The following is an 18,659-nucleotide window of genomic DNA, read 5'->3' on the forward strand; positions in this document are numbered from 1 at the left end:
TCCAAGTAGCTACCTGCCTACCCAAGTGACTGCCAGCCTGCGTCAAAGGTTATTTAAAACCCAAAACCTTTCAACTTATCCTTCAGCTTGTCTTTTAGTTTATCTTTAGCTTTGTTTTTCAACTCAGACTTTTTCTCGTCTAAAAACTTATCCAGTTGCTCTTGTCCATACTTCTGTAAATCAGACTCAGCAGCTTCGTACTGTGCTTTGACTTCGTTAAACTTTTGGAGATCTTTTGCGTTTAAGTTCAACTCTGCCTGTAACTTATCCTTTAGTTTGCCTTTTGTTTCATCTTGTAAGTCACTCCATCGATCTGAAACTTGCTCTTTAAATGCTGTATTCAATTGGTTATCTAAATCTGATTTAATTGATATATTTGGCGATGTAACTTCACCGTCTAGATTCACATTAAGATTAAACTCAGATACTTTGGTTAAAGTATCTAAAGTCAGTTGAGCAAGCTTTGTTGATGCTTCGCCCACTAAGTTAACGTTTTTAAATGAAACGGTGTTCTGACTTTCTAGCTGCTGGTTAACTTGATAACGACCATTACCCGACAGAATGGCGTTTTGCATTGTTACTATTAGATCACTGCTATCCGTTAGAGATTTGCTATCAACATTAATTCCACTTGCAGACCAGTCGCCGTCAGTGGAGATATCACCAACCGTATCAACAAAGTACTTACCTGATAACGTTAAGCTCTCACCTTTAATTTCAGAGTCTAAATTTACACTGTATTGACTTGGTTTGTTGCGAACATAGTTTTCTACATTTATTTCTTCGCCAGTAACTTTAAATTTTTGTTGGTTAGGTGCAACAACATTTATCAGCAACTGTTTAATAACCCACGTTGGCCATTTATCTTCCAGTTCAAACTCAATGTCTCTGCCAGTTTCAAGCTTATCGGCTGACAGCTTGTCTTGTGCTTTAACTTCTTTGTTGGCATCAATGAATGGTTTTACTGTTTGATATAACTCTTCCGCCTTGACGATATAACCTGTTACTTCATCGCCAAATATTAGTTTTGAAATGGCAACAGCATTCGGATCATCAATAGGCAATTTAGACTTAATATTTTGCCAATCTTGATCTGGCGCGGCCTTTAATTCTTTATAAGCAGTATCAACCTTTTCTTTACTCTCTTTGTATTGAGACTTTAACTCTGAAATCGCGGCTTTGTCTTTTTTAAGATCCGCTTTTAAAACGTTGATTTTTTTCTTTAATGTTTCTAAGTCTTCAAGCGATTTTACTTTTGTATTCTCTATCTCTTTCCACTGCGCCTCATATTTTTTAAGCGCATCTTTACTAGGCAATGCATCAACTTTTGCTTTTAACTGCTCGTTTTCAGTATTCCATGTTTGTTTTAGCGCTTTTGCTTTTTTCTCAGTGATTAAATCTGCTTTAGCTAGCAACTCTTCGGCACTAGGAACTTCGATCCCGCCACCTAACTCAGAGTCACCCGTTTCCAGTCCTACTTCATTTTCGTCGTCTGACTCTATTGCTTCGCCTTTTTCCGCGCGCTGTGTATTGAACATTAAGTTATCAACGGTCAACTGTTCAATGAGCACGTTGCCTATTAGCAATTCCCACAAGTTAACACTCGCCGCGGCTTGATTAAATTCAAATAAATTTTCGCTTAACTTATCAGGGTTTGTTTGCTTTAAGCCGTTAATCGCAAGGCCAAATGGCTGCCAATTAATATCAACGGAATCAATATTCGTTTCTGCTCCAAAAGCTTGCTCCATGCCAGTAGAAATAAGGCTCTTAGCAAATGGTGCTGCTAAAAAATATCCAGCTGCGGTAATCACTCCGACTGAGATTGCTAATGTTGCTATACCACCAACACGAATTGGCCCTGGCTGTTTCTTGTTTTCAGTTTCCATATTCAGTAGTCCTTCTTAGCTTTGTGTTGCAGCGTAAATACGATAAAACTTAGATGCTTTAAGCGTTTGTACTACTTTAAACTTGTTCGCAAATCCCATTAATGAGATGCGGTATTTATTCACAATAATTATGCTTATAAAATAAACAGGCACAAAGGCAGCAACAGAAAATATCAAATCTCCCATTTCAACCGTGTTGTTTAATTCATCTAGCCTAAACCAGTATGTCTGGTACAAATCTGTTAACAAGCTTTGTAAACCTTCCGTGGTTAGAACAGCCTCACCTATTAAATGAGTTAGGAAAGAAAACAATTTCCCAAAAACGGCAAATACCGCAGTAAAAGCTAAGAATATTGTTAAATTACAACGCACCACAAACAATAATAAAATCACTAATAAACCAATGCTACTTACAACGCCGTTAAAACCAACAAGCAATGCTAACGCAATTGCCAGCGCTATTTGACTCGGTTTCGTATCGGAATTAAGAACACTTAATAATTTTGCTAATAGACTAATCACATCAACTCCTTGTTTATTCTGACAACTCTTCAAATTCAGATTTTAATTTTTGCTCATCAACATTGCCAAGCAACAAGCCAAGCCACTTACTATCTTCATTCGCTTCTAAGGCTATTTTAACAATCATAGTTAAAGGTACCGACAATAACATCCCAACCGTGCCTAATAACCATCCCCAAAATATTAACGACAAGAATACAACTAACGTTGATAAGCCTAATCCTCTGCCCATAAACTTAGGCTCTACAATATTTCCCATTATCGTATTTATGCCTACATACCCAAGCGCTACCAAACCTGCAACTGCTGGGCTTTGTACTACTATCGCCAATAATACGGCTGGCACAGCAGCGATGATAGAACCAATGTTAGGAATAAAGTTAAATAGAAAAGCCAACACAGCCCAAAGTAGAAACGTAGTCTACATCGAGTACCCACAACAAAATTGCAACCAGTGCAGCGGTGCCTAAACTCACTAAGGATTTAATCGCTAAGTAGCTGTTTACAGACTCTAAAAATCTATCAATATGGTGAAGCTTCATTTTTGGATCGTGCAAAGCAATATGGATTTTTTTGTTCACGTCTGGCGCTTCAAACAACATAAACACAACCGTTAAAACAATTAAGAATAAGTTGGCCATTACGCCACCAAAACCACTTAACAAATTTCCAACCATTTGCATGGCAACGCCAGGGTTAAAGTATTCCGTTAACTGAGACTTATCTACTTCAATATTAAACAAAGCCAACTGGCTTACTAACCAATGTAATTCGCCAGCTAGTTTTTCTTGGTATTCTGGTAAGGACTTTGAAAAGTCATTAAATGATTGTCCTACAACACCCGCTAAGCTCATACCAACGATGAGTAATAACGACAGTACGATGAGCACAGCCACAACTCTAGGGACTCTTAGAGAGACTAATTTGGCGACCAGTGGATTTGTAATAATTGCGATAAAAATGGACAGTAAAAAAGGTACCAAAATTGTGCTAGAGGCTTTTATACCCGCTAATAAAATGACAAGACACGCCATAATAAACAAAAACTTGGTAGCAAAATTGACTTCTAGCTTGGGCATCACTCATCCTTAAATTCTTTTTCGTAATTTGTGACCGTTTTTCAGCTAAATACCGTAAAAGAACTATGATTAATTAACAAGTTAAATCCCACTTAAACGGCTTTTTATTATGAATTATTTTATAACAGGCGGTACCGGCTTGATTGGTCGAGCATTTATTGAGCAACATCACATAACTAATGCGAATGCTCAGTTTACGGTACTAACTCGAGATAAAGCCCAAGCTCAAAAAAAGCTCCCGTCTTATGTACTAATTGTTAGTGATTTATCAGAAGTTAATTTTAAAGACTTTGACGTTGTATTGAATTTGGCTGGTGAGCCTATTGTATCAAAACGCTGGTCTGACAAACAAAAAGAGCGTTTATGCAAAAGTAGGTGGACGTTGACGGATCAAGTCGTTAACAAAATTAGCAAAGAATGCTCTGACGATCGCCCTATCCGATTAATTAGTGGCAGTGCTGTTGGCATTTACGGACGACAAGGTTCAACGGTAATAATTGAGCAATTCACAAACCATTTCCCAGAATTTAGCCATAAACTTTGCCATCAATGGGAAGATATTGCACTTCACGCCAAACATGCAAATGTTGCCGTGATCAGAACTGGCATAGTATTGAGTAATAAAGGTGGCGCATTAGATAAAATGCTATTGCCATTTAAATTAGGGCTTGGTGGACGAATTGCCACTGGACGTCAATTTATGCCTTGGATTCATATTGACGATATGGTGAGTGCTATAGAATATTTAGTTGAACATCCTGTACTTACTGGACCTTTTAACTTTACGGCACCTAACCCCGTAACAAACGCAGAGTTTAGTAAAACATTGGCTTCTGAGCTTGGTCGCCCTTGCCTGTTTCCAGTTCCTGAGTTTGTTTTAAGACTCGCTATGGGTGAAATGGCTGATTTGGTTTTATATGGTCAAAAAGCAGTACCACAAGAATTATTAGACTCCGGCTATACCTTCAAATTTGAGACATTGTCGCCTGCGTTACATGACGTTATAAAAGGTTAACGCGCTAGTTTTTTAGTTTTTTAGTTTTTTAGTTTTTAGTTTTTAGTTTTTAGTTTTTAGTTTTTAGTTTTTTAGTTTTTAGTTTTTTAGTTTTTTAGTTTTTAGTTTTTAGTTTTTAGTTTTTAGTTTTTAGTTTTTAGTTTTTAGTTTTTAGTTTTTAGTTTTTAGTTTTTAGTTTTTAGTTTTTAGTTTTTAGTTTTTAGTTTTTAGTTTTTAGTTTTTAGTTTTTAGTTTTTAGTTTTTAGTTTTTAGTTTTTGGAAAATATAAAGGCAGTTTGTTATGACTCAAACATCTCATGATCTTATTTTGTTTTACGATGGCTGTTGCCCATTATGTGTTGCTGAAATGAAAAAGTTGGCCAACGCCGATACTAACGATGCTATTGAATTTATTAATATTCAGAACAGCGTTGATATGAGTGAATACCCTAATGTTGATCCTGACTATGCAAACCGAATCCTACACGCTATCGATAACAACGGGACATTACTTCTTGGCCTTGATGTTACCTACAAAGCTTGGGACACAGTTGGCAAAGGCTGGTTGTTTAAACCTTTAACTTGGTCTTGGGTTCGATTTTTCGCTGACCCTGTTTACTTGTGGTTTGCAAAAAATAGATACTCAATTTCTGCATTCTTTACCGGAAAGGCTCGGTGTGAGTCATGCCAAGTAGGTCGCCTCAAGGACTAGTTTACATGTCAGACAATACCAAAACATTTTTAATCTTTGGCGCCTCTAGCGCTATCGCCAAGGCCGTTGTTGAACAACTAAGCGTTAATCCAAATCATCAGGTTATTACCTTTAGTCGTACTCAATTAGACTGGAATAAGCCGAATATCACACATAACTCAGTAAGTAATTATGAGCAGGCGACACTTGATTCAGTTATTCAATCTCTAGACATTAACCAAATAAACTTAACGGGCTTGTATATTTTTAATGGGATTTTACACAGCCAACAATTTCGCCCTGAAAAAGCCTTGAGCCAACTTGACCCGCTCATATTCGAAAAGGTAATCAAAGCAAATACCACGACTCCAATACTAATCATTCAATCTATTTTAAAAGCTATTACTAAAGATCAGTCTTTTAAAGTAGCGGCTTTGTCTGCTCGCATAGGTAGTCTCACTGATAACGGACTTGGTGGATGGCATAGTTACCGCGCTAGTAAAGCTGCACTTAACATGTTGCTCAAAAACATCACCATTGAATGCGCGCGAAGTTATAAAGGTCTTAAATTTATAAGTTACCACCCAGGCACAACCGACAGCCCACTATCAAAGCCATTCCAAGCCAATGTGCCGTCGGAACAACTTTTTTCCTCAGAGCAATCAGCAAAGTATTTTTTAACTGTGGTTGAAAACCAAAGGTTTGACCAAGAGTTAAGTTATGTTGATTGGCAAGGTAAAACCATCAGTTGGTAATTTGTAATTTGTAATTTGTAATTTGTAATTTGTAATTTGTAATTTGTAATTTGTAATTTGTAATTTGTAATTTGTAATTTGTAATTTGTAATTTGTAGAAGTGTTCCATTTATTTTGGGTAATGACATTTTAATAATGAAAACAATGAGGTTTAAATGAAACTAGCAATTGTTGGAGCTGGATTAACTGGCGCAGTCATAGCTGACGAATTGTCTTCGAAAGGATACGACATTACCGTGATTGAAAAGTCTCGAGGTCGAGGCGGACGAATGAACACTAAGCGTTTGTCTTGGGGCAACTGTGATATGGGTGCTCAATACTTTACCGCCCGGGATCCTCGCTTCGTCAGTGCTGTTGAAAAGTGGGAAATGAAAGGCTTAGTTTCGCCTTGGACCCTTGAGCCTCAGCTTTTAAGAGAAAAGACGCTCGCTACTTCGCCCGATGCAGAATTACGTTATGTTGCAACACCTGAAATGAACAGCATTGCCAAACAGCTTTTAAAGGACAAAAAAGTCGAACTAAACACCAAGATTAACCACATTACATTTGATGACGGAAAGTGGCTCTTATGGCGAGATAATATGGAATTAGTTGGTGTTTTTGACTGGCTCATCTCAACTATTCCAGCTGAACAAGCGCGAGAGCTATTTAATGACCTTCCTGATATTAGTAAACAAATCCCAACTGACGTGCATGATCCTTGCTGGGCCGTAACTTTAGCAACAAAAGGCAGCGTTGACCCCGTATTACAAGGCGTGTTTAGTAAAGAAAAAGTGTCTTGGTTAGCAAAACAAAGCCACAAACCAGCTCGTGAAATAACAGCGAATCAGAAGTCACAGCAAATCGAAGACATTTGGAACATCCATTTTTCTGCCGAATTTACAAAGCAACACATTGGAGAAAATGCCAATGTAATAACGCAGGAAGCATTAAATTGGTTGAACGAACTTATCGCAAATAACAATCTAGGTGAGCCCGTTACATTGATTGATAGTTATGTGCACTATTGGCGATACGCTCGACCAACGGAAAGTTATCTTGAAAAGTATAAAGCAGATAACAGCAATGTGATTTTTAATGATAAAGAGCAATTTGCGATCATTGGTGATTGGGCAAAAGGTGGTCGTGTTGAAGGTGCATATTTGAGTGCCATTGAGTGCGCCGAGAAGATGCACAACTTAGATTGAGCCCTGCTCAAATTCATCCACTCTTGAGCTTGAACCCAACTCAGTTACTTTCCACTTCGGACGCTCAAGTTCGTCTACTCTTGAGCTTGAACCCAACTCAATTACTTCCCACTTCGGACGCTCAAGTTTATCTACTCTTAAGCTTGAACCCAACTCAGTTACTTTCCACTTCGGGCGCTCAAGTTTATCCACTCTTAAGCTTGAACCCAACTCAATTACTTCCCACTTCGGGCGCTCAAGTTCATCCATGAAGCGCTTCGCCAAGGCATCCCTGCCTTGGAAACCTCGTTTGGAAAGTAATTGAGCAGTGTTTGGGTTTAGCGTGTGCAGAGAATTCATGGCCAGTTTAGGCGAGAGTGCCTAGCGTGCTGATGATTGATTATCAACGAGGCGTTCGATTCAGGGATGAATCGTCGAGGCTACATGGAAGTATTCATGCCGTCCTTGTTGGATAACAATCACAACTGAGCATTACCAGTATCGAAGTAATTGAGCAGAGTTTTGGTTTAACGTGTGCAGTGAATTCATGGCCAGTTTAGGCGAGAGTGCCTAACGTGCTGATGATTGATTATCAACGAGGCGTTCGATTCAAGGATGAATCGTCGAGGCTACATGGATGTATTTATGCCGTCCTCGCTGTATAACAATCACAGCTGAGCATTGCCAGTATCGAACTAACGTGCTGCTGATTGATTATTAACGAGGCGTTCGATTCAGGGATGAATCGTCGAGGCTACATGGAAGTATTCATGCCGTCCTTGTTGGATAACAATCACAGCTAAGCGTTACTAGTCACGAAGCGACTGATGCACTAAATGAAAAGTGAATTTTAGATACAAAAAAGCCCGATCAAATGATCGGGCTTGGTTGATTTGGCGGAAAGCGAGGGATTCGAACCCCCGGAAGGTTTGACCCTTCGCCTGATTTCAAGTCAGGTGCATTCGACCGAGCTCTGCCAGCTTTCCTAAGTCGTTTGCCACAAGTTTAATTAAAAACTCATAGTTTGTATAAGTGGCGGAGAGGGAGGGATTCGAACCCCCGGAAGGTTTAACCCTTCGCCTGATTTCAAGTCAGGTGCATTCGACCGAACTCTGCCACCTCTCCACTTGATGAAGCGCATATTAGAGACCTAACTAACTCTTGTAAAGTCAAAGTTTAAAAAAAGTTAGGTTTTCTGGTTTGTTCGGCTAATTTTAAATCAAAGTGAGGCTTTTTTAGCTGAGTTTGTTGGTTCTCGATCGAAATCAGCCAGTTACTTCATTACTTCATTACTTCATTACTTCATTACTTCATTACTTCATTACTTCATTACTTCATTACTTCATTACTTCATTACTTCATTACTTCATTACCAAGGCAAAACTACATACATACACTTCAGAAAATCAACAATTTTTATATTTGGGGAACCTATTAAACGATATGTAGTCGAAATTAGTGTGAAATAGTGATTCAATCGTGACTTTATTTCGTATAAATATCTTGAAACTAAATTGTTTACCTATATATATTGACCAGGAATGCAATTTAATGAAAACTACCATTAGTTTTTAAACAACGTTTTATATTATGAAACAACAGGAGTTCAAAATGGACAGCAGAATGGCGTATCAAGGTACTAAAACCTCTGTATTAGAGCAGAACAAGGTACTAAGAAACACTTATTCATTATTGGCTATGACTTTAGCGTTCGCTGCTATGGTTGCTGGCGGTGCAATGGCATTAAACTTACCTCACCCGGGGTTAATTGTGACGTTGGTTGGTTTTTATGGCTTATTATTCTTTGTCCATAAAGCAGCTAACTCTTCAATGGGTTTAGTCGCTGTATTCGCATTCACTGGTTTCCTTGGTTACACGTTAGGCCCAATCCTTAATATGGTTATTGGTGCTGGCGGCGGTGAAATCGTAATGATGGCACTAGGTGGCACAGCCCTTACCTTCTTTGGTGTTTCTGCTTATGCATTAACTACAAAGCGTGACTTGTCTTTCCTAGGCGGAATGATGGTTGCTGGTTTTTGGGTACTAATCGCAGCAGTTGTAGCAAACATCTTCTTACAACTTCCAGCGTTATCTTTAGCTATTAGTGCAATGTTTATCTTATTCTCTTCTGGCGCAATCCTAATGCAAACGCAAGCGATTGTTAAAGGCGGCGAGACTAACTATATTCTTGCAACGGTGACGTTATTTGTATCTATATACAATATCTTCATCAGCTTAATTAATATCTTAATGGCATTCGGCGGCAACGACGACTAATCGCCAAAACCATTAAAAGCGCTGCTTCGTGTGGCGCTTTTTTTTGCCTGTTTTTCAAGGCAGAGATGGGTTAACCCTTCAATATGATTTAAACTATACCTATTCACATTTACCAAAGAGACTTTCATGCGCTATTTAATAATGCTTCATGGTAAAGCTTGGTCGGAACAATCCGTACTATCAGCTTGTCAGTTTAGCGAAGCGGCCATTGCACAAGGCCACATTATTGATGCTATCTTTTTATATCAAGACGGCGTAACAAATGCCCTTCCTAATCTTGAAATAAGTAGCGATGAATTAAACGGCCAGTCAGAGTTGCTCAAACTACATAAAGCTTTTGGTGTACCGTTATGGCTTTGCGTGACGGCTGGTGTAAAACGCGGCATTCACGAAACTCATGTTGAGCATGGTTTTAAAATCGCAGGTTTAGCCGAATTTGCGGAGCGTTGCTCCATCGTTGATAAAGTAATCCAATTTAAGTAGGAAAGTAATGAATATAAAATCCATTCTAATCATTCATACGCAACCTGCATTTAATGACTTACAGGGTAAAGAGGCGTTAGATTTAAGCTTGATATTGGGGTCATACGAACAGGACGTGTCTGTCGTTTTTTATAAACAAGGTGTTTTTCAAACCTTAGCCCATCAAGATCCTGAGTCTTTTTCCCAGAAAGATTATACAAGCACAATCAAAGCGTTAGACATTTATGACATTGAAAAAGTGTATGTGCATACAAACAGCCTTGTTAAATATGGGCTAGAAAACAATGAGCGTTTAAGTAATGTATTACCTATAGAACATACAGACTTTCTCGCTTTAAAAATAACGTTGATCACGTTTTTGTAATTTAATCGGAGTCAAACATGCCTTTTTCTTCTCATCGTTATACTCTCCATTTAATCTTTAGCCCTGATAGCTGGGCATTAGCAAAAGATACCATTGAATCAAACGATCGTATTCTATTTCTGCAAGACGCTGTGTACCTGCTACAAAGCGACCTGCAAAGCCCAAGTGAGTTGCTATATGCAAGAGCGTTAGACGTTTCAGCTAGAAAAATAAAACTGCTAGGAAGTAGCCTAACTGAAAATAGTGCAAGTGGCTCTGCTGTGACTGGCACTGTATTAGTTGAGGCTATTGACGATGAGCTTTGGGTTAAATTAACAGCACAAGCACAGAATATAATTAGTTGGTAAAAACAATAAATGATTGAATTTAATAATAAAGAATATGAAACAGATAAGCACGAGTACTTGCTGCACTTGGATGATTGGAGTGTGGAACTAGCAGAGCATATCGCAGGATTAGAGAAAATTACCATGACAGATAATCACTGGGAAGTGGTTAATTTTGTGCGTGACTTTTACAAAGAATATAAAACTTCACCTGCAATTAGAATGTTGGTAAAAGCGATGGCTAAACAATTAGGCGCCGACAAAGGAAATAGTATTTATCTATACAAGTTATTTCCAAAAGGGCCTGCTAAACAAGCCACTAGAATTGCTGGATTGCCTAAACCGGCGAAGTGCATTTAACCGTTCTTTTTTAAGGTACTATATTTTTATATGATCGGCGTAGTGCCCACCAATGGCGAATATATAGACGTAATTTTCATCGAATTTGTAAATCAGTCGATCTTTCTGGGATATTCTTTTTGACCATAAACCCGACAAGTTGTGCTTTAGCGCTTCAGGCTTACCCAAGCCTGAACTAGGATCTGAGCGAAGCATTTCCTTTAATATTTTGCACAACGCTTTGTGTAACTTTTTATCTTTTTCTCTTAATTTTTCATATGCGAGCCAAGTCTCACCTTCAAAGATTAGTGATCTCATCTAACTGCTCTTTTGTTGGTTTATAACCTTTCTTATTCGTATGCGTTTTCATAGACTCAGCAATTTGTTGCATTAAGCTACTACTTTGTAAAACGTGTAATGTTTCCTGCTCTCTTTCCCAGTCGTCTGCGCTCATTACAATAAAAGCCTCACCGGCTCGTCTTGTCACTTTTATCGGCTCATGTTCACTAACTGTTTGTTCAACGTATGTTTTTAAGTTGTCTCGAAATTGGTTCACACTTATGCTATTCATAACAAAAACCTTATGTACGGTAATGTCGTACAGTTTAGTCTAAAAAGTATAACAAGTCATTAAAGCTGGACAAAAAATAGCTGGGTTTCACAGGTGTTTGACTCAACACTTTAGCCAACAATTTTTTGTCCATTATTAACTCGTTTTACTGGTACTTCTTAAACCAGGCTAGAATATTTTCGATTTTTGCGACCATTCTTGAAGGCTTACCTGCAATTCCGTGCGGAGAACCTGGTACTCTAACCATGATTGTATCCACTTTGCGAAGTTTCAAAGCTTGATAAAATTGCTCTGTTTCTGAGATAGGTGTGCGACGGTCATTTTCACCGGTAATCAACATAGTAGGCGTTGTAACATTGCCAACCAGTGATAAAGGCGAACGTTCCCAGTAATGTTCAAAGTTGTCCCATGGCATCCCAGGGAATTGAAATGGTATTTGTCCTAAATAGCTGTCTGCCGTTAATACTTTTGAAATCCAGTTTATAACTGGTTTCGCTACCACAGCGGCTTTGAATCGGTCGGTTAAACCAATAGCGTAAGCGGAGGCTATGCCACCAGCTGAGCCGCCTGTAATATAAAGCTTGTCAGGATCTACAAAGCCTTTAGCTATCATGGCGTCAACACCCGACATATGGTCGGCAAAATCCCACTTACTGGAGTATTTGTTCTGTAATAGCAGTGCAAAACGCTCACCGTATCCTGTAGAGCCTCTGTGATTGTCATAAAAGACAACGTATCCTTCAGCAGCAAAACGTTGCATTTCTGCAGAAAAATGAGGGCCGTAAGCTAGGTGTGGTCCACCATGAATCTCTAGAATTAAAGGGTACTTTTTTGTTTTATCAAAATTTGGTGGTAACAAATACCAACCTTGTATCTCTTCACCATCAATTGACGATTGATAAATTACTTCATCCACTTGGGCTAACGTTTTATGACCTAGCAGATCTTCATTTAAAGAAGAGATTTGAAAGTCTTTGCCCTTTCTTCGAACAAATATATCTGCTGGGCGTTGAGCGCTGCCTTTTGTATAAGCCACTACATCAGCGTCTACGTCAAAGTTGGCAAACGCGTATGGTCTTCCTATGGTAGTGCCGCCTAACCCTTCAACAATTTTCATATGACGACCTGACAACGTTGAGTAACCAACAGTGATCAGCCCTCTTTCCGTCATTTGATAATACAAACTCGAGTTGTTTTCACTCCACTTTAGACCACTCACGGAGTTGTCTATGTCGGCAGTAATTTGTTTGTTTTTCTTCGTGCCTAAATCCAACACTTCTAATATTCGATTTCGATAAGCGAGTTTTTTATTATCAATACTAACGTACGCTAGTTTTTTACCATCAGGTGAAATTACCGGACCGTATTCTCCACCTGGCTTGTTTGTGACTTGCGTCATTTGTCCCGCATTGTCACCTTTGACCTTAACGCTATAAATATCGGATTCACGTGTTTGGTATTCCCAATCATCGTTGCGATATGCCGAAAAATAAATATGTTCAGCATTAGCCGACCAAGCCAGCGTACCACCATGATTATAATTACCATGACTCAATTGCCTAGGTGTACCGCCTTCTGCTGGCACAACAAAAATGTGGCTAAATTTTGGCTCTAAAATACCAGCACCATCAGCCTGATAACGAGCTTTTGTGACGTATTGAACTGGCTCTGACCATTTCGCGCCCTTCGGGCGTTTTGGCATTTTTACTGAAAGCGGTCGGTCTGTATCTGCAACCGACATTGTAAAGGCTATTTGAGTGCCATCAGGCGACCAAGTCACATTACCAATACCTGATTGTACATTAGTGATAACACCTGTTTGGCCAGTATCCACCCATCGTACGTAAAGCTGGCTTCGGCCTTCTTCATTTGATAAATAAGCGACGCGGTCACCACTTGGAGACCATTTAGCGCCATAAAAAGCTTTTTTGCCTGACAATAATGGGCGATGTAAAGAACCATCAGTGCGGGCCATCCATAAGTTAGAACGCGTGCCATCCGTCATAACATCGTGACTTCTGCGTGTATAGATCACCCACTTTCCATCTGGTGAGACTTGTGGTGACGACGCGTATTCCAGCTCAAAAATATCTTCAGCTTGGAACAATTTTGAAGAGTTTTCTGGTTCCAATTGTTCGTTAGCGACACTCTGCATAGAGAGCAGAACTAGAGGTAATAACCAAGTATAGCGTTTCATCTCAAATCCTTTATTTCTTAATGAGTTGATAAAGATTGTACTCTTATTTATGAATAAAAAACAAACAACCTACGATAGAATGCCAACATTCACATTTTAATAAACATCAGGCACAAAAAAACGCGACAATCTTAACTGCCGCGCTTTCACATTTTTTGCTAGTCGTATTAACAAATCACGTTTTTAATGAATCATATCTAACGAATAGCATTAGAAAAAGGCTGAGCCTTATTTTTCTAACTTTGCCCAATCACCTGCAGCAAAGATGTTTAGTTCTTGCTGTGCAATGTATTTTGCAAACGCTGCGTTTACTTGCTCAACTGTTACCGTTGGAAGCGTTTCTTGATAATCAGAGAACCACTTCATATCACGATCCATTTGCTTGTTGCCGTTAAGCATACGAGCAATGTAAGCTTCACTAGACCAAGTTACACGAAGTGACTTTAAAGCACCGTTAATAGCGTCGGTTACTTCTTTGTCAGAGAAACCTTCGTCTAATACTTTTTGAACTTCTTCTTTGTATGCTTCAACTACTTTTTTCATATTCTCTGGAGCGGCGATAGCAGACATGATGTACATACCCTTCTCTTCATCAAACTCCATTTGTAACCAAGAACCAGTACCGTAACTGTAACCTTCTTTAACACGTATACGTTGCATTAAACGAGAAGCAAAACCACTGCCACCAAAAATTTGGTTCGCGATGTACGCCGCATAGTAATCATCTTCTTGAGGGTTTAAGTCAACAACATGAGCAATGTATAACTGAGCATTAGCTTTGTCTGGTGTTTCAACCCAGTTTTCTTGGCCAGTTACTTCATTAACTTCATCTTCTAGCTTCGCAAAGGTTGCTTTGCCATTTAATTCACTTAAACGCATTTCTAACTGGGTAGAAATAATTTTAGGATCAACGTCACCTACAATCGCCACAAAACCATTGCTTACATTAAAGTGTGAAGAATGTAAATTTTGAAGGCGTTTGCTTGTTACTTTTTTCAAGCCATCAATTTGCTCATCAATCGTTTTAAACGCTGATGGGTGGCCCGCTTCGTGACCATTAAACGTTTTACTTAAAATTGATACCGCTACAGAGCTTGGCTCACTGCGATTCATTTCTAAACCTGTGATCATGGCTTTACGGTCAATTTCAACTTCAGATGCTTTAAACGTTGGGTTAGCTAATAACTCTTGAACAAAGTCTAACGTTGCATCTAAGTTTTCTTTTACCGCTTTAACAGAAACGTTAATTTCTCCTAAAGTACGAGTAGAAATACTGATGCTCGCTTTAAGCTCATCCATTTTAGAGGCGATTTGTTCTTTGCTGTACTTTTCAGTACCGCTCATTATCAATCCACCTAACATTTTAAAGTCTGACTCATAACCTTTTAAAGATTTAGCTGAGCCAACTGGGAATGTCATTGCCATGTTAACTTCGCCTGCACGAAGCTTTTTAGGATAAACACTCACTTGCGTGCCCGTTGCCCATGTAAACTCTTTTAATCGAGCCAATACATTTTCAACGTTGTTGTCATAAACTTCGCCGTTTGCTACTGCTTTACGACCTTTATAGTCAGCTAATAATTCAGAAATATCTTTTGCTTCAGAAATTTCCGCACGCACTGGCTCTTTGGTTGGGATAAAGCGCCCTAGCGTACGGTTACTTTCTACAAAGTATTGCTCTGCTACACGTTGTACATCTGCTGCTGTTACTTTCTCTACTAAGTCACGGAAGTAGAAAATATAACGATAGTCACCCATCGCAATGTACTCAGATAGCTCCATGCCTACAGAAGTTACGTTACGTAACGCTTCTTCTGTTTCTTTCAGTAGTGCAGCTTTAGCCACTGCTACTTCTGCTTCTGAAATTGTGTTCTCTTTAATGCCTTCAACCATAGAGATTAACGTTTTCTCCATAGCAGACGTTTCTTTGCCTTTAGAGCCTTGCGCCATAATAGTGAACGTTGAAGGGTCTTTTAATAGATAAGAATAGGCATAAGCTCCTGTTGCTAATCCAGGCTCAACCATCTTCTTCTGCATACGTCCACGAGCGCTATCAGATAAGATTTGAGATAGAACTTGAATAGCAGGCGTATCTTCATGTAACGCTGAAGGTACATGATAAACCGCAGCAATCATTGGCACATCACCAGTACGACGTAAGTTAATTTCGCGCTCACCGTCTTGAGTTGGCTCTACTGTGTATAGCTTTTCGATTGGCGTTTCAGGTTGCTGAAGCTTACCAAACGTTTTTTCGATCATTGCGATAGTCTTTTCTTTATCAAAACGACCCGCAACAGTAAGTACGGCATTATCTGGACGGTAATGACGTTTGTAGAAATCTCTTAATACTTGGAATGGGAAGTTTTCAACATCAGAACGCGCACCAATTGTAGAGTTTGCGTAGTTGTGCCATAAGAACGCCGTTGACGCTAACCGAGATGACAACATACGGAATGGGCTATTTTCACCACGTTCCATTTCGTTGCGAACCACTGTCATTTCTGAGTCTAATTGCTCTTTTGTGAATGTTGCATTAACCATACGGTCTGCTTCCATTCCTAAAGCCCACTCTAGGTTTGCTTCATCATATTCAAACAATTCAAAATAGTTTGTGCGGTCTAACCAGGTTGTTGCATTTACGCGCATACCACGTTTGTTAAATTCTGTATCAATAGCTTTATAGCTGTCAGAGCCTTTAAACAACATATGCTCTAATAAATGAGCCATGCCGGTTTCGCCATATTTCTCATGAACAGAACCTACTTTATAAGTTATGTTAACCAGCGTTTTTGGTTGAGCTTCATCTGGGTACATTAATACTTTCATGCCGTTAGACAAAGTGTACTCATTGATGCCTTCAACATTACGAACAAAATCCATTGTTGCATTTTTTACCACTACTTCTGGAGCCGCGCTTTGTTGAGTTGCCGAACAACCCGCTAATGCTACAAATACAGCTGATGCCAATAAAGTTTTAGTAAATTTTGATTTGTTTTTACTAGTGAAAATCTTCATTAAATGAAGCTCCCTGGAGTTATTGTTATATCACTTATTGTAATACCTGTTTTATACCAAAATTAGGCACGGTTTCTAACTTCAAACTTGTAACAGTTTGTTACGATTTACCAACCATTTGAATGTTTAGACGTCTAGGCGTAAAAAAGTATTAGGCAAATCTACAAAAGTTAGCTAAAATTACGCCGAATTTAGGTAATACAAGAGACAGTTTAAATGGCAAAACATTTGTTCACATCGGAATCCGTATCTGAAGGTCATCCGGATAAAATCGCAGACCAAATTTCTGACGCGGTATTAGACGCTATTTTAGAGCAAGACCCTAAGGCACGTGTTGCGTGTGAAACATACGTTAAGACCGGCATGGTTATGGTTGGCGGTGAAGTAACAACGTCTGCATGGGTTGATATTGAAGAGTTAACTCGTAGCACAGTACGTGAAATTGGTTACACACACTCAGACATGGGCTTTGATGCTGATTCTTGTGCAATTTTAAACACAATTGGTAAACAGTCTCCAGACATCAACCAAGGTGTTGACCGCAAAGACCCTAGCGAACAAGGTGCTGGCGACCAAGGTTTAATGTTTGGCTATGCATGTAACGAAACTGAAGTGTTAATGCCTGCTCCAATTGAGTACTCTCACCGTTTAGTTAAACGTCAAGCGCAAGTACGTAAAGACGGTACGCTTCCGTGGTTACGTCCAGACGCAAAATCACAGGTTACGTTTGTTTATGAAGATGGCAAACCAGTTGGCATCGATGCGGTAGTACTTTCTACTCAGCACAGCGAAGACATCAGCCAAAAAGATCTAGTTGAAGCGGTAATGGAAACAATCGTAAAGCCTACCCTTCCTGCAGAATGGTTAACGGCTAATACTAAATACTTCATCAATCCAACAGGCCGCTTTGTAATTGGTGGGCCAATGGGTGACTGTGGATTAACAGGTCGTAAGATTATCGTTGATACATACGGCGGCATGGCACGTCACGGTGGCGGAGCATTCTCTGGTAAAGATCCATCAAAAGTTGACCGTTCAGGCGCATATGCAGCTCGATACGTTGCTAAAAACCTGGTTGCAGCTGGTCTTGCTGACAAAGCAGAGCTTCAAGTTTCTTATGCAATTGGTGTTGCTGAACCAACGTCTATCAGTGTTGAAACATTTGGTACAGGCAAGCTTGAAGAAGACAAACTAATCGAATTAGTGCGTCGTCACTTCGACCTACGTCCATATGGCCTTACACAAATGCTAGACCTAGAGCGTCCTATTTATAAAGGAACAGCTGCGTACGGCCACTTTGGTCGTGAAGAGTTCCCGTGGGAACGCACTGACAAAGTTGAAGCCTTGCGCGCTGACGCTGGCTTATAATAAAGTTTTTGCAGCAAATGAGTTGAGACAGGTGCTGCTTTAAAAAAGGACCTTCGGGTCCTTTTTTGTGCCTTCAATTTAACTACTACAGCTTAATTACTTTCCATACTGAGCTTTAACCCAGCTCAATTACTTTCCACTTCGGACGCTCAAGTTCATCCATGAAGCGCTGGTTAACCCAGTCCAACTACTTTCCACTTCGGACGCTCAAGTTCATCCATGAAGCGCTAGTTAACCCAGTCCAACTACTTTCCACTTCGGACGCTCAAGTTCATCCATGAAGTGCTGGTTAACCCAGTCCAACTAGTTTCCACTTCGGACGCTCAAGTTCATCCATGAAGCGCTGGTTAACCCAGCCCAACTACTTTCCACTTCGGACGCTCAAGTTCATCCATGAAGCGCTTCGCCAAGGCATCCTTGCCTTGGAAACCTCATTTGGAAAGTAATTGGGCTGGGTTTTGATTTGGAGTGCGCTGTGTGTTCGGCATGTAGTTGCCAGTTTGAGTGTAAGGGGCAACGGCGTGCTGATGATTGGTTATCAACGCAGGCGTTGCGATTCAGGGATGAATCGTCGAGGCTACAGGGAAGTATTTATGCCGTCCTCGTTGTATAACAATCAAAGCTAC

Annotated in this window: 17 protein-coding genes, 2 tRNA genes and 1 pseudogene; 10 read left to right on the forward strand and 10 right to left on the reverse strand. The window is 39.6% G+C overall.

The features are described 5' to 3' along the window. Positions 1–53: 53 nt before the first annotated feature. The 3 genes and pseudogenes from GNP35_RS01570 to GNP35_RS01580 all read right to left on the reverse strand — a co-directional run bounded on the left by GNP35_RS01570 (position 54) and on the right by GNP35_RS01580 (position 3,487). The gene (locus GNP35_RS01570; protein ID WP_155693901.1) at positions 54–1,886 is read right to left on the reverse strand and encodes a TIGR03545 family protein; all 1,833 of its coding nucleotides are present in this window, start codon (positions 1,884–1,886) and stop codon (positions 54–56) included. A gap of 15 nt (positions 1,887–1,901) precedes the next feature. Next, positions 1,902–2,408 carry a TIGR03546 family protein gene (locus tag GNP35_RS01575; RefSeq protein ID WP_196492374.1) on the reverse strand — a complete coding sequence of 169 codons (507 nt, stop codon included), beginning with the start codon at positions 2,406–2,408 and terminating at the stop codon, positions 1,902–1,904. Between the two features lie 13 nt (positions 2,409–2,421). Further along, a pseudogene (locus tag GNP35_RS01580) lies at positions 2,422–3,487 on the reverse strand (AI-2E family transporter). Positions 3,488–3,596: 109 nt separating this feature from the next. On the opposite strand from GNP35_RS01580, the gene GNP35_RS01585 reads away from it, so the two are divergent. The 4 genes from GNP35_RS01585 to GNP35_RS01600 all read left to right on the forward strand — a co-directional run bounded on the left by GNP35_RS01585 (position 3,597) and on the right by GNP35_RS01600 (position 7,114). Further along, a complete protein-coding gene (locus tag GNP35_RS01585) occupies positions 3,597–4,502 on the forward strand; it encodes a TIGR01777 family oxidoreductase (protein ID WP_155693904.1) in 906 nt (301 codons plus the stop codon). A 280-nt stretch (positions 4,503–4,782) separates the two neighbouring features. Continuing rightward, a complete protein-coding gene (locus tag GNP35_RS01590) occupies positions 4,783–5,193 on the forward strand; it encodes a thiol-disulfide oxidoreductase DCC family protein (RefSeq protein WP_155693906.1) in 411 nt (136 codons plus the stop codon). Between the two features lie 5 nt (positions 5,194–5,198). Continuing rightward, positions 5,199–5,927, forward strand: a complete 729-nt coding sequence (locus GNP35_RS01595) for an SDR family NAD(P)-dependent oxidoreductase (RefSeq protein WP_196492375.1) — start codon at positions 5,199–5,201, stop codon at positions 5,925–5,927. A gap of 155 nt (positions 5,928–6,082) precedes the next feature. Beyond that, positions 6,083–7,114 carry an NAD(P)/FAD-dependent oxidoreductase gene (locus tag GNP35_RS01600; RefSeq protein ID WP_155693910.1) on the forward strand — a complete coding sequence of 344 codons (1,032 nt, stop codon included), beginning with the start codon at positions 6,083–6,085 and terminating at the stop codon, positions 7,112–7,114. Here GNP35_RS01600 and GNP35_RS01605 read toward each other — a convergent pair. From GNP35_RS01605 to GNP35_RS01615, 3 genes are all read right to left on the reverse strand, one after another. Then, positions 7,106–7,453, reverse strand: coding sequence for a hypothetical protein (locus GNP35_RS01605; protein ID WP_155693912.1), 348 nt, complete (start codon positions 7,451–7,453; stop codon positions 7,106–7,108). The genes GNP35_RS01600 and GNP35_RS01605 overlap by 9 nt on opposite strands. 534 nt (positions 7,454–7,987) lie before the next feature. After that, positions 7,988–8,079: transfer RNA gene (locus GNP35_RS01610), tRNA-Ser, on the reverse strand. Positions 8,080–8,126: 47 nt separating this feature from the next. Beyond that, positions 8,127–8,218, reverse strand: a tRNA-Ser gene (locus GNP35_RS01615). Between the two features lie 486 nt (positions 8,219–8,704). On the opposite strand from GNP35_RS01615, the gene GNP35_RS01620 reads away from it, so the two are divergent. The 5 genes from GNP35_RS01620 (at position 8,705) to GNP35_RS01640 (ending at position 10,903) form a co-directional block, all read left to right on the forward strand. Then, positions 8,705–9,370 (forward strand): Bax inhibitor-1/YccA family protein, encoded by a 666-nt coding sequence (locus GNP35_RS01620; protein WP_155693914.1) that lies wholly within the window; start codon positions 8,705–8,707, stop codon positions 9,368–9,370. A gap of 126 nt (positions 9,371–9,496) precedes the next feature. Then, positions 9,497–9,853, forward strand: coding sequence for a sulfurtransferase complex subunit TusD (gene tusD, locus GNP35_RS01625; protein WP_155693916.1), 357 nt, complete (start codon positions 9,497–9,499; stop codon positions 9,851–9,853). Between the two features lie 7 nt (positions 9,854–9,860). Continuing rightward, on the forward strand, positions 9,861–10,217 hold the full coding sequence (gene tusC / locus GNP35_RS01630) for a sulfurtransferase complex subunit TusC (protein ID WP_155693918.1): 357 nt from the start codon (positions 9,861–9,863) through the stop codon (positions 10,215–10,217). Between the two features lie 17 nt (positions 10,218–10,234). Continuing rightward, the gene (locus tag GNP35_RS01635; protein ID WP_155693920.1) at positions 10,235–10,564 is read left to right on the forward strand and encodes a hypothetical protein; all 330 of its coding nucleotides are present in this window, start codon (positions 10,235–10,237) and stop codon (positions 10,562–10,564) included. Between the two features lie 9 nt (positions 10,565–10,573). Beyond that, a complete protein-coding gene (locus tag GNP35_RS01640; RefSeq protein WP_155693922.1) occupies positions 10,574–10,903 on the forward strand; it encodes a TusE/DsrC/DsvC family sulfur relay protein in 330 nt (109 codons plus the stop codon). Between the two features lie 18 nt (positions 10,904–10,921). On the opposite strand, the gene GNP35_RS01645 is transcribed toward GNP35_RS01640, so the two are convergent. From GNP35_RS01645 to GNP35_RS01660, 4 genes are all read right to left on the reverse strand, one after another. After that, positions 10,922–11,200 carry a Txe/YoeB family addiction module toxin gene (locus GNP35_RS01645; RefSeq protein WP_155693924.1) on the reverse strand — a complete coding sequence of 93 codons (279 nt, stop codon included), beginning with the start codon at positions 11,198–11,200 and terminating at the stop codon, positions 10,922–10,924. Then, a complete protein-coding gene (locus GNP35_RS01650) occupies positions 11,181–11,453 on the reverse strand; it encodes a type II toxin-antitoxin system Phd/YefM family antitoxin (protein ID WP_155693926.1) in 273 nt (90 codons plus the stop codon). Before GNP35_RS01650 ends, GNP35_RS01645 begins: the two co-directional genes overlap by 20 nt. Positions 11,454–11,598: 145 nt before the next feature. After that, positions 11,599–13,650, reverse strand: coding sequence for a S9 family peptidase (locus tag GNP35_RS01655; protein ID WP_155693928.1), 2,052 nt, complete (start codon positions 13,648–13,650; stop codon positions 11,599–11,601). A gap of 228 nt (positions 13,651–13,878) precedes the next feature. Continuing rightward, on the reverse strand, positions 13,879–16,665 hold the full coding sequence (locus tag GNP35_RS01660; protein WP_155693930.1) for a M16 family metallopeptidase: 2,787 nt from the start codon (positions 16,663–16,665) through the stop codon (positions 13,879–13,881). A 216-nt stretch (positions 16,666–16,881) separates the two neighbouring features. Here GNP35_RS01660 and metK point away from each other — a divergent pair, with 216 nt between their 5' ends. Beyond that, positions 16,882–18,033 (forward strand): methionine adenosyltransferase, encoded by a 1,152-nt coding sequence (gene metK / locus GNP35_RS01665; protein ID WP_155693932.1) that lies wholly within the window; start codon positions 16,882–16,884, stop codon positions 18,031–18,033. Positions 18,034–18,659 lie beyond the last annotated feature (626 nt).

The organism is Psychrosphaera haliotis (genome assembly GCF_009728465.1).
Classification (GTDB): domain Bacteria; phylum Pseudomonadota; class Gammaproteobacteria; order Enterobacterales; family Alteromonadaceae; genus Psychrosphaera; species Psychrosphaera haliotis.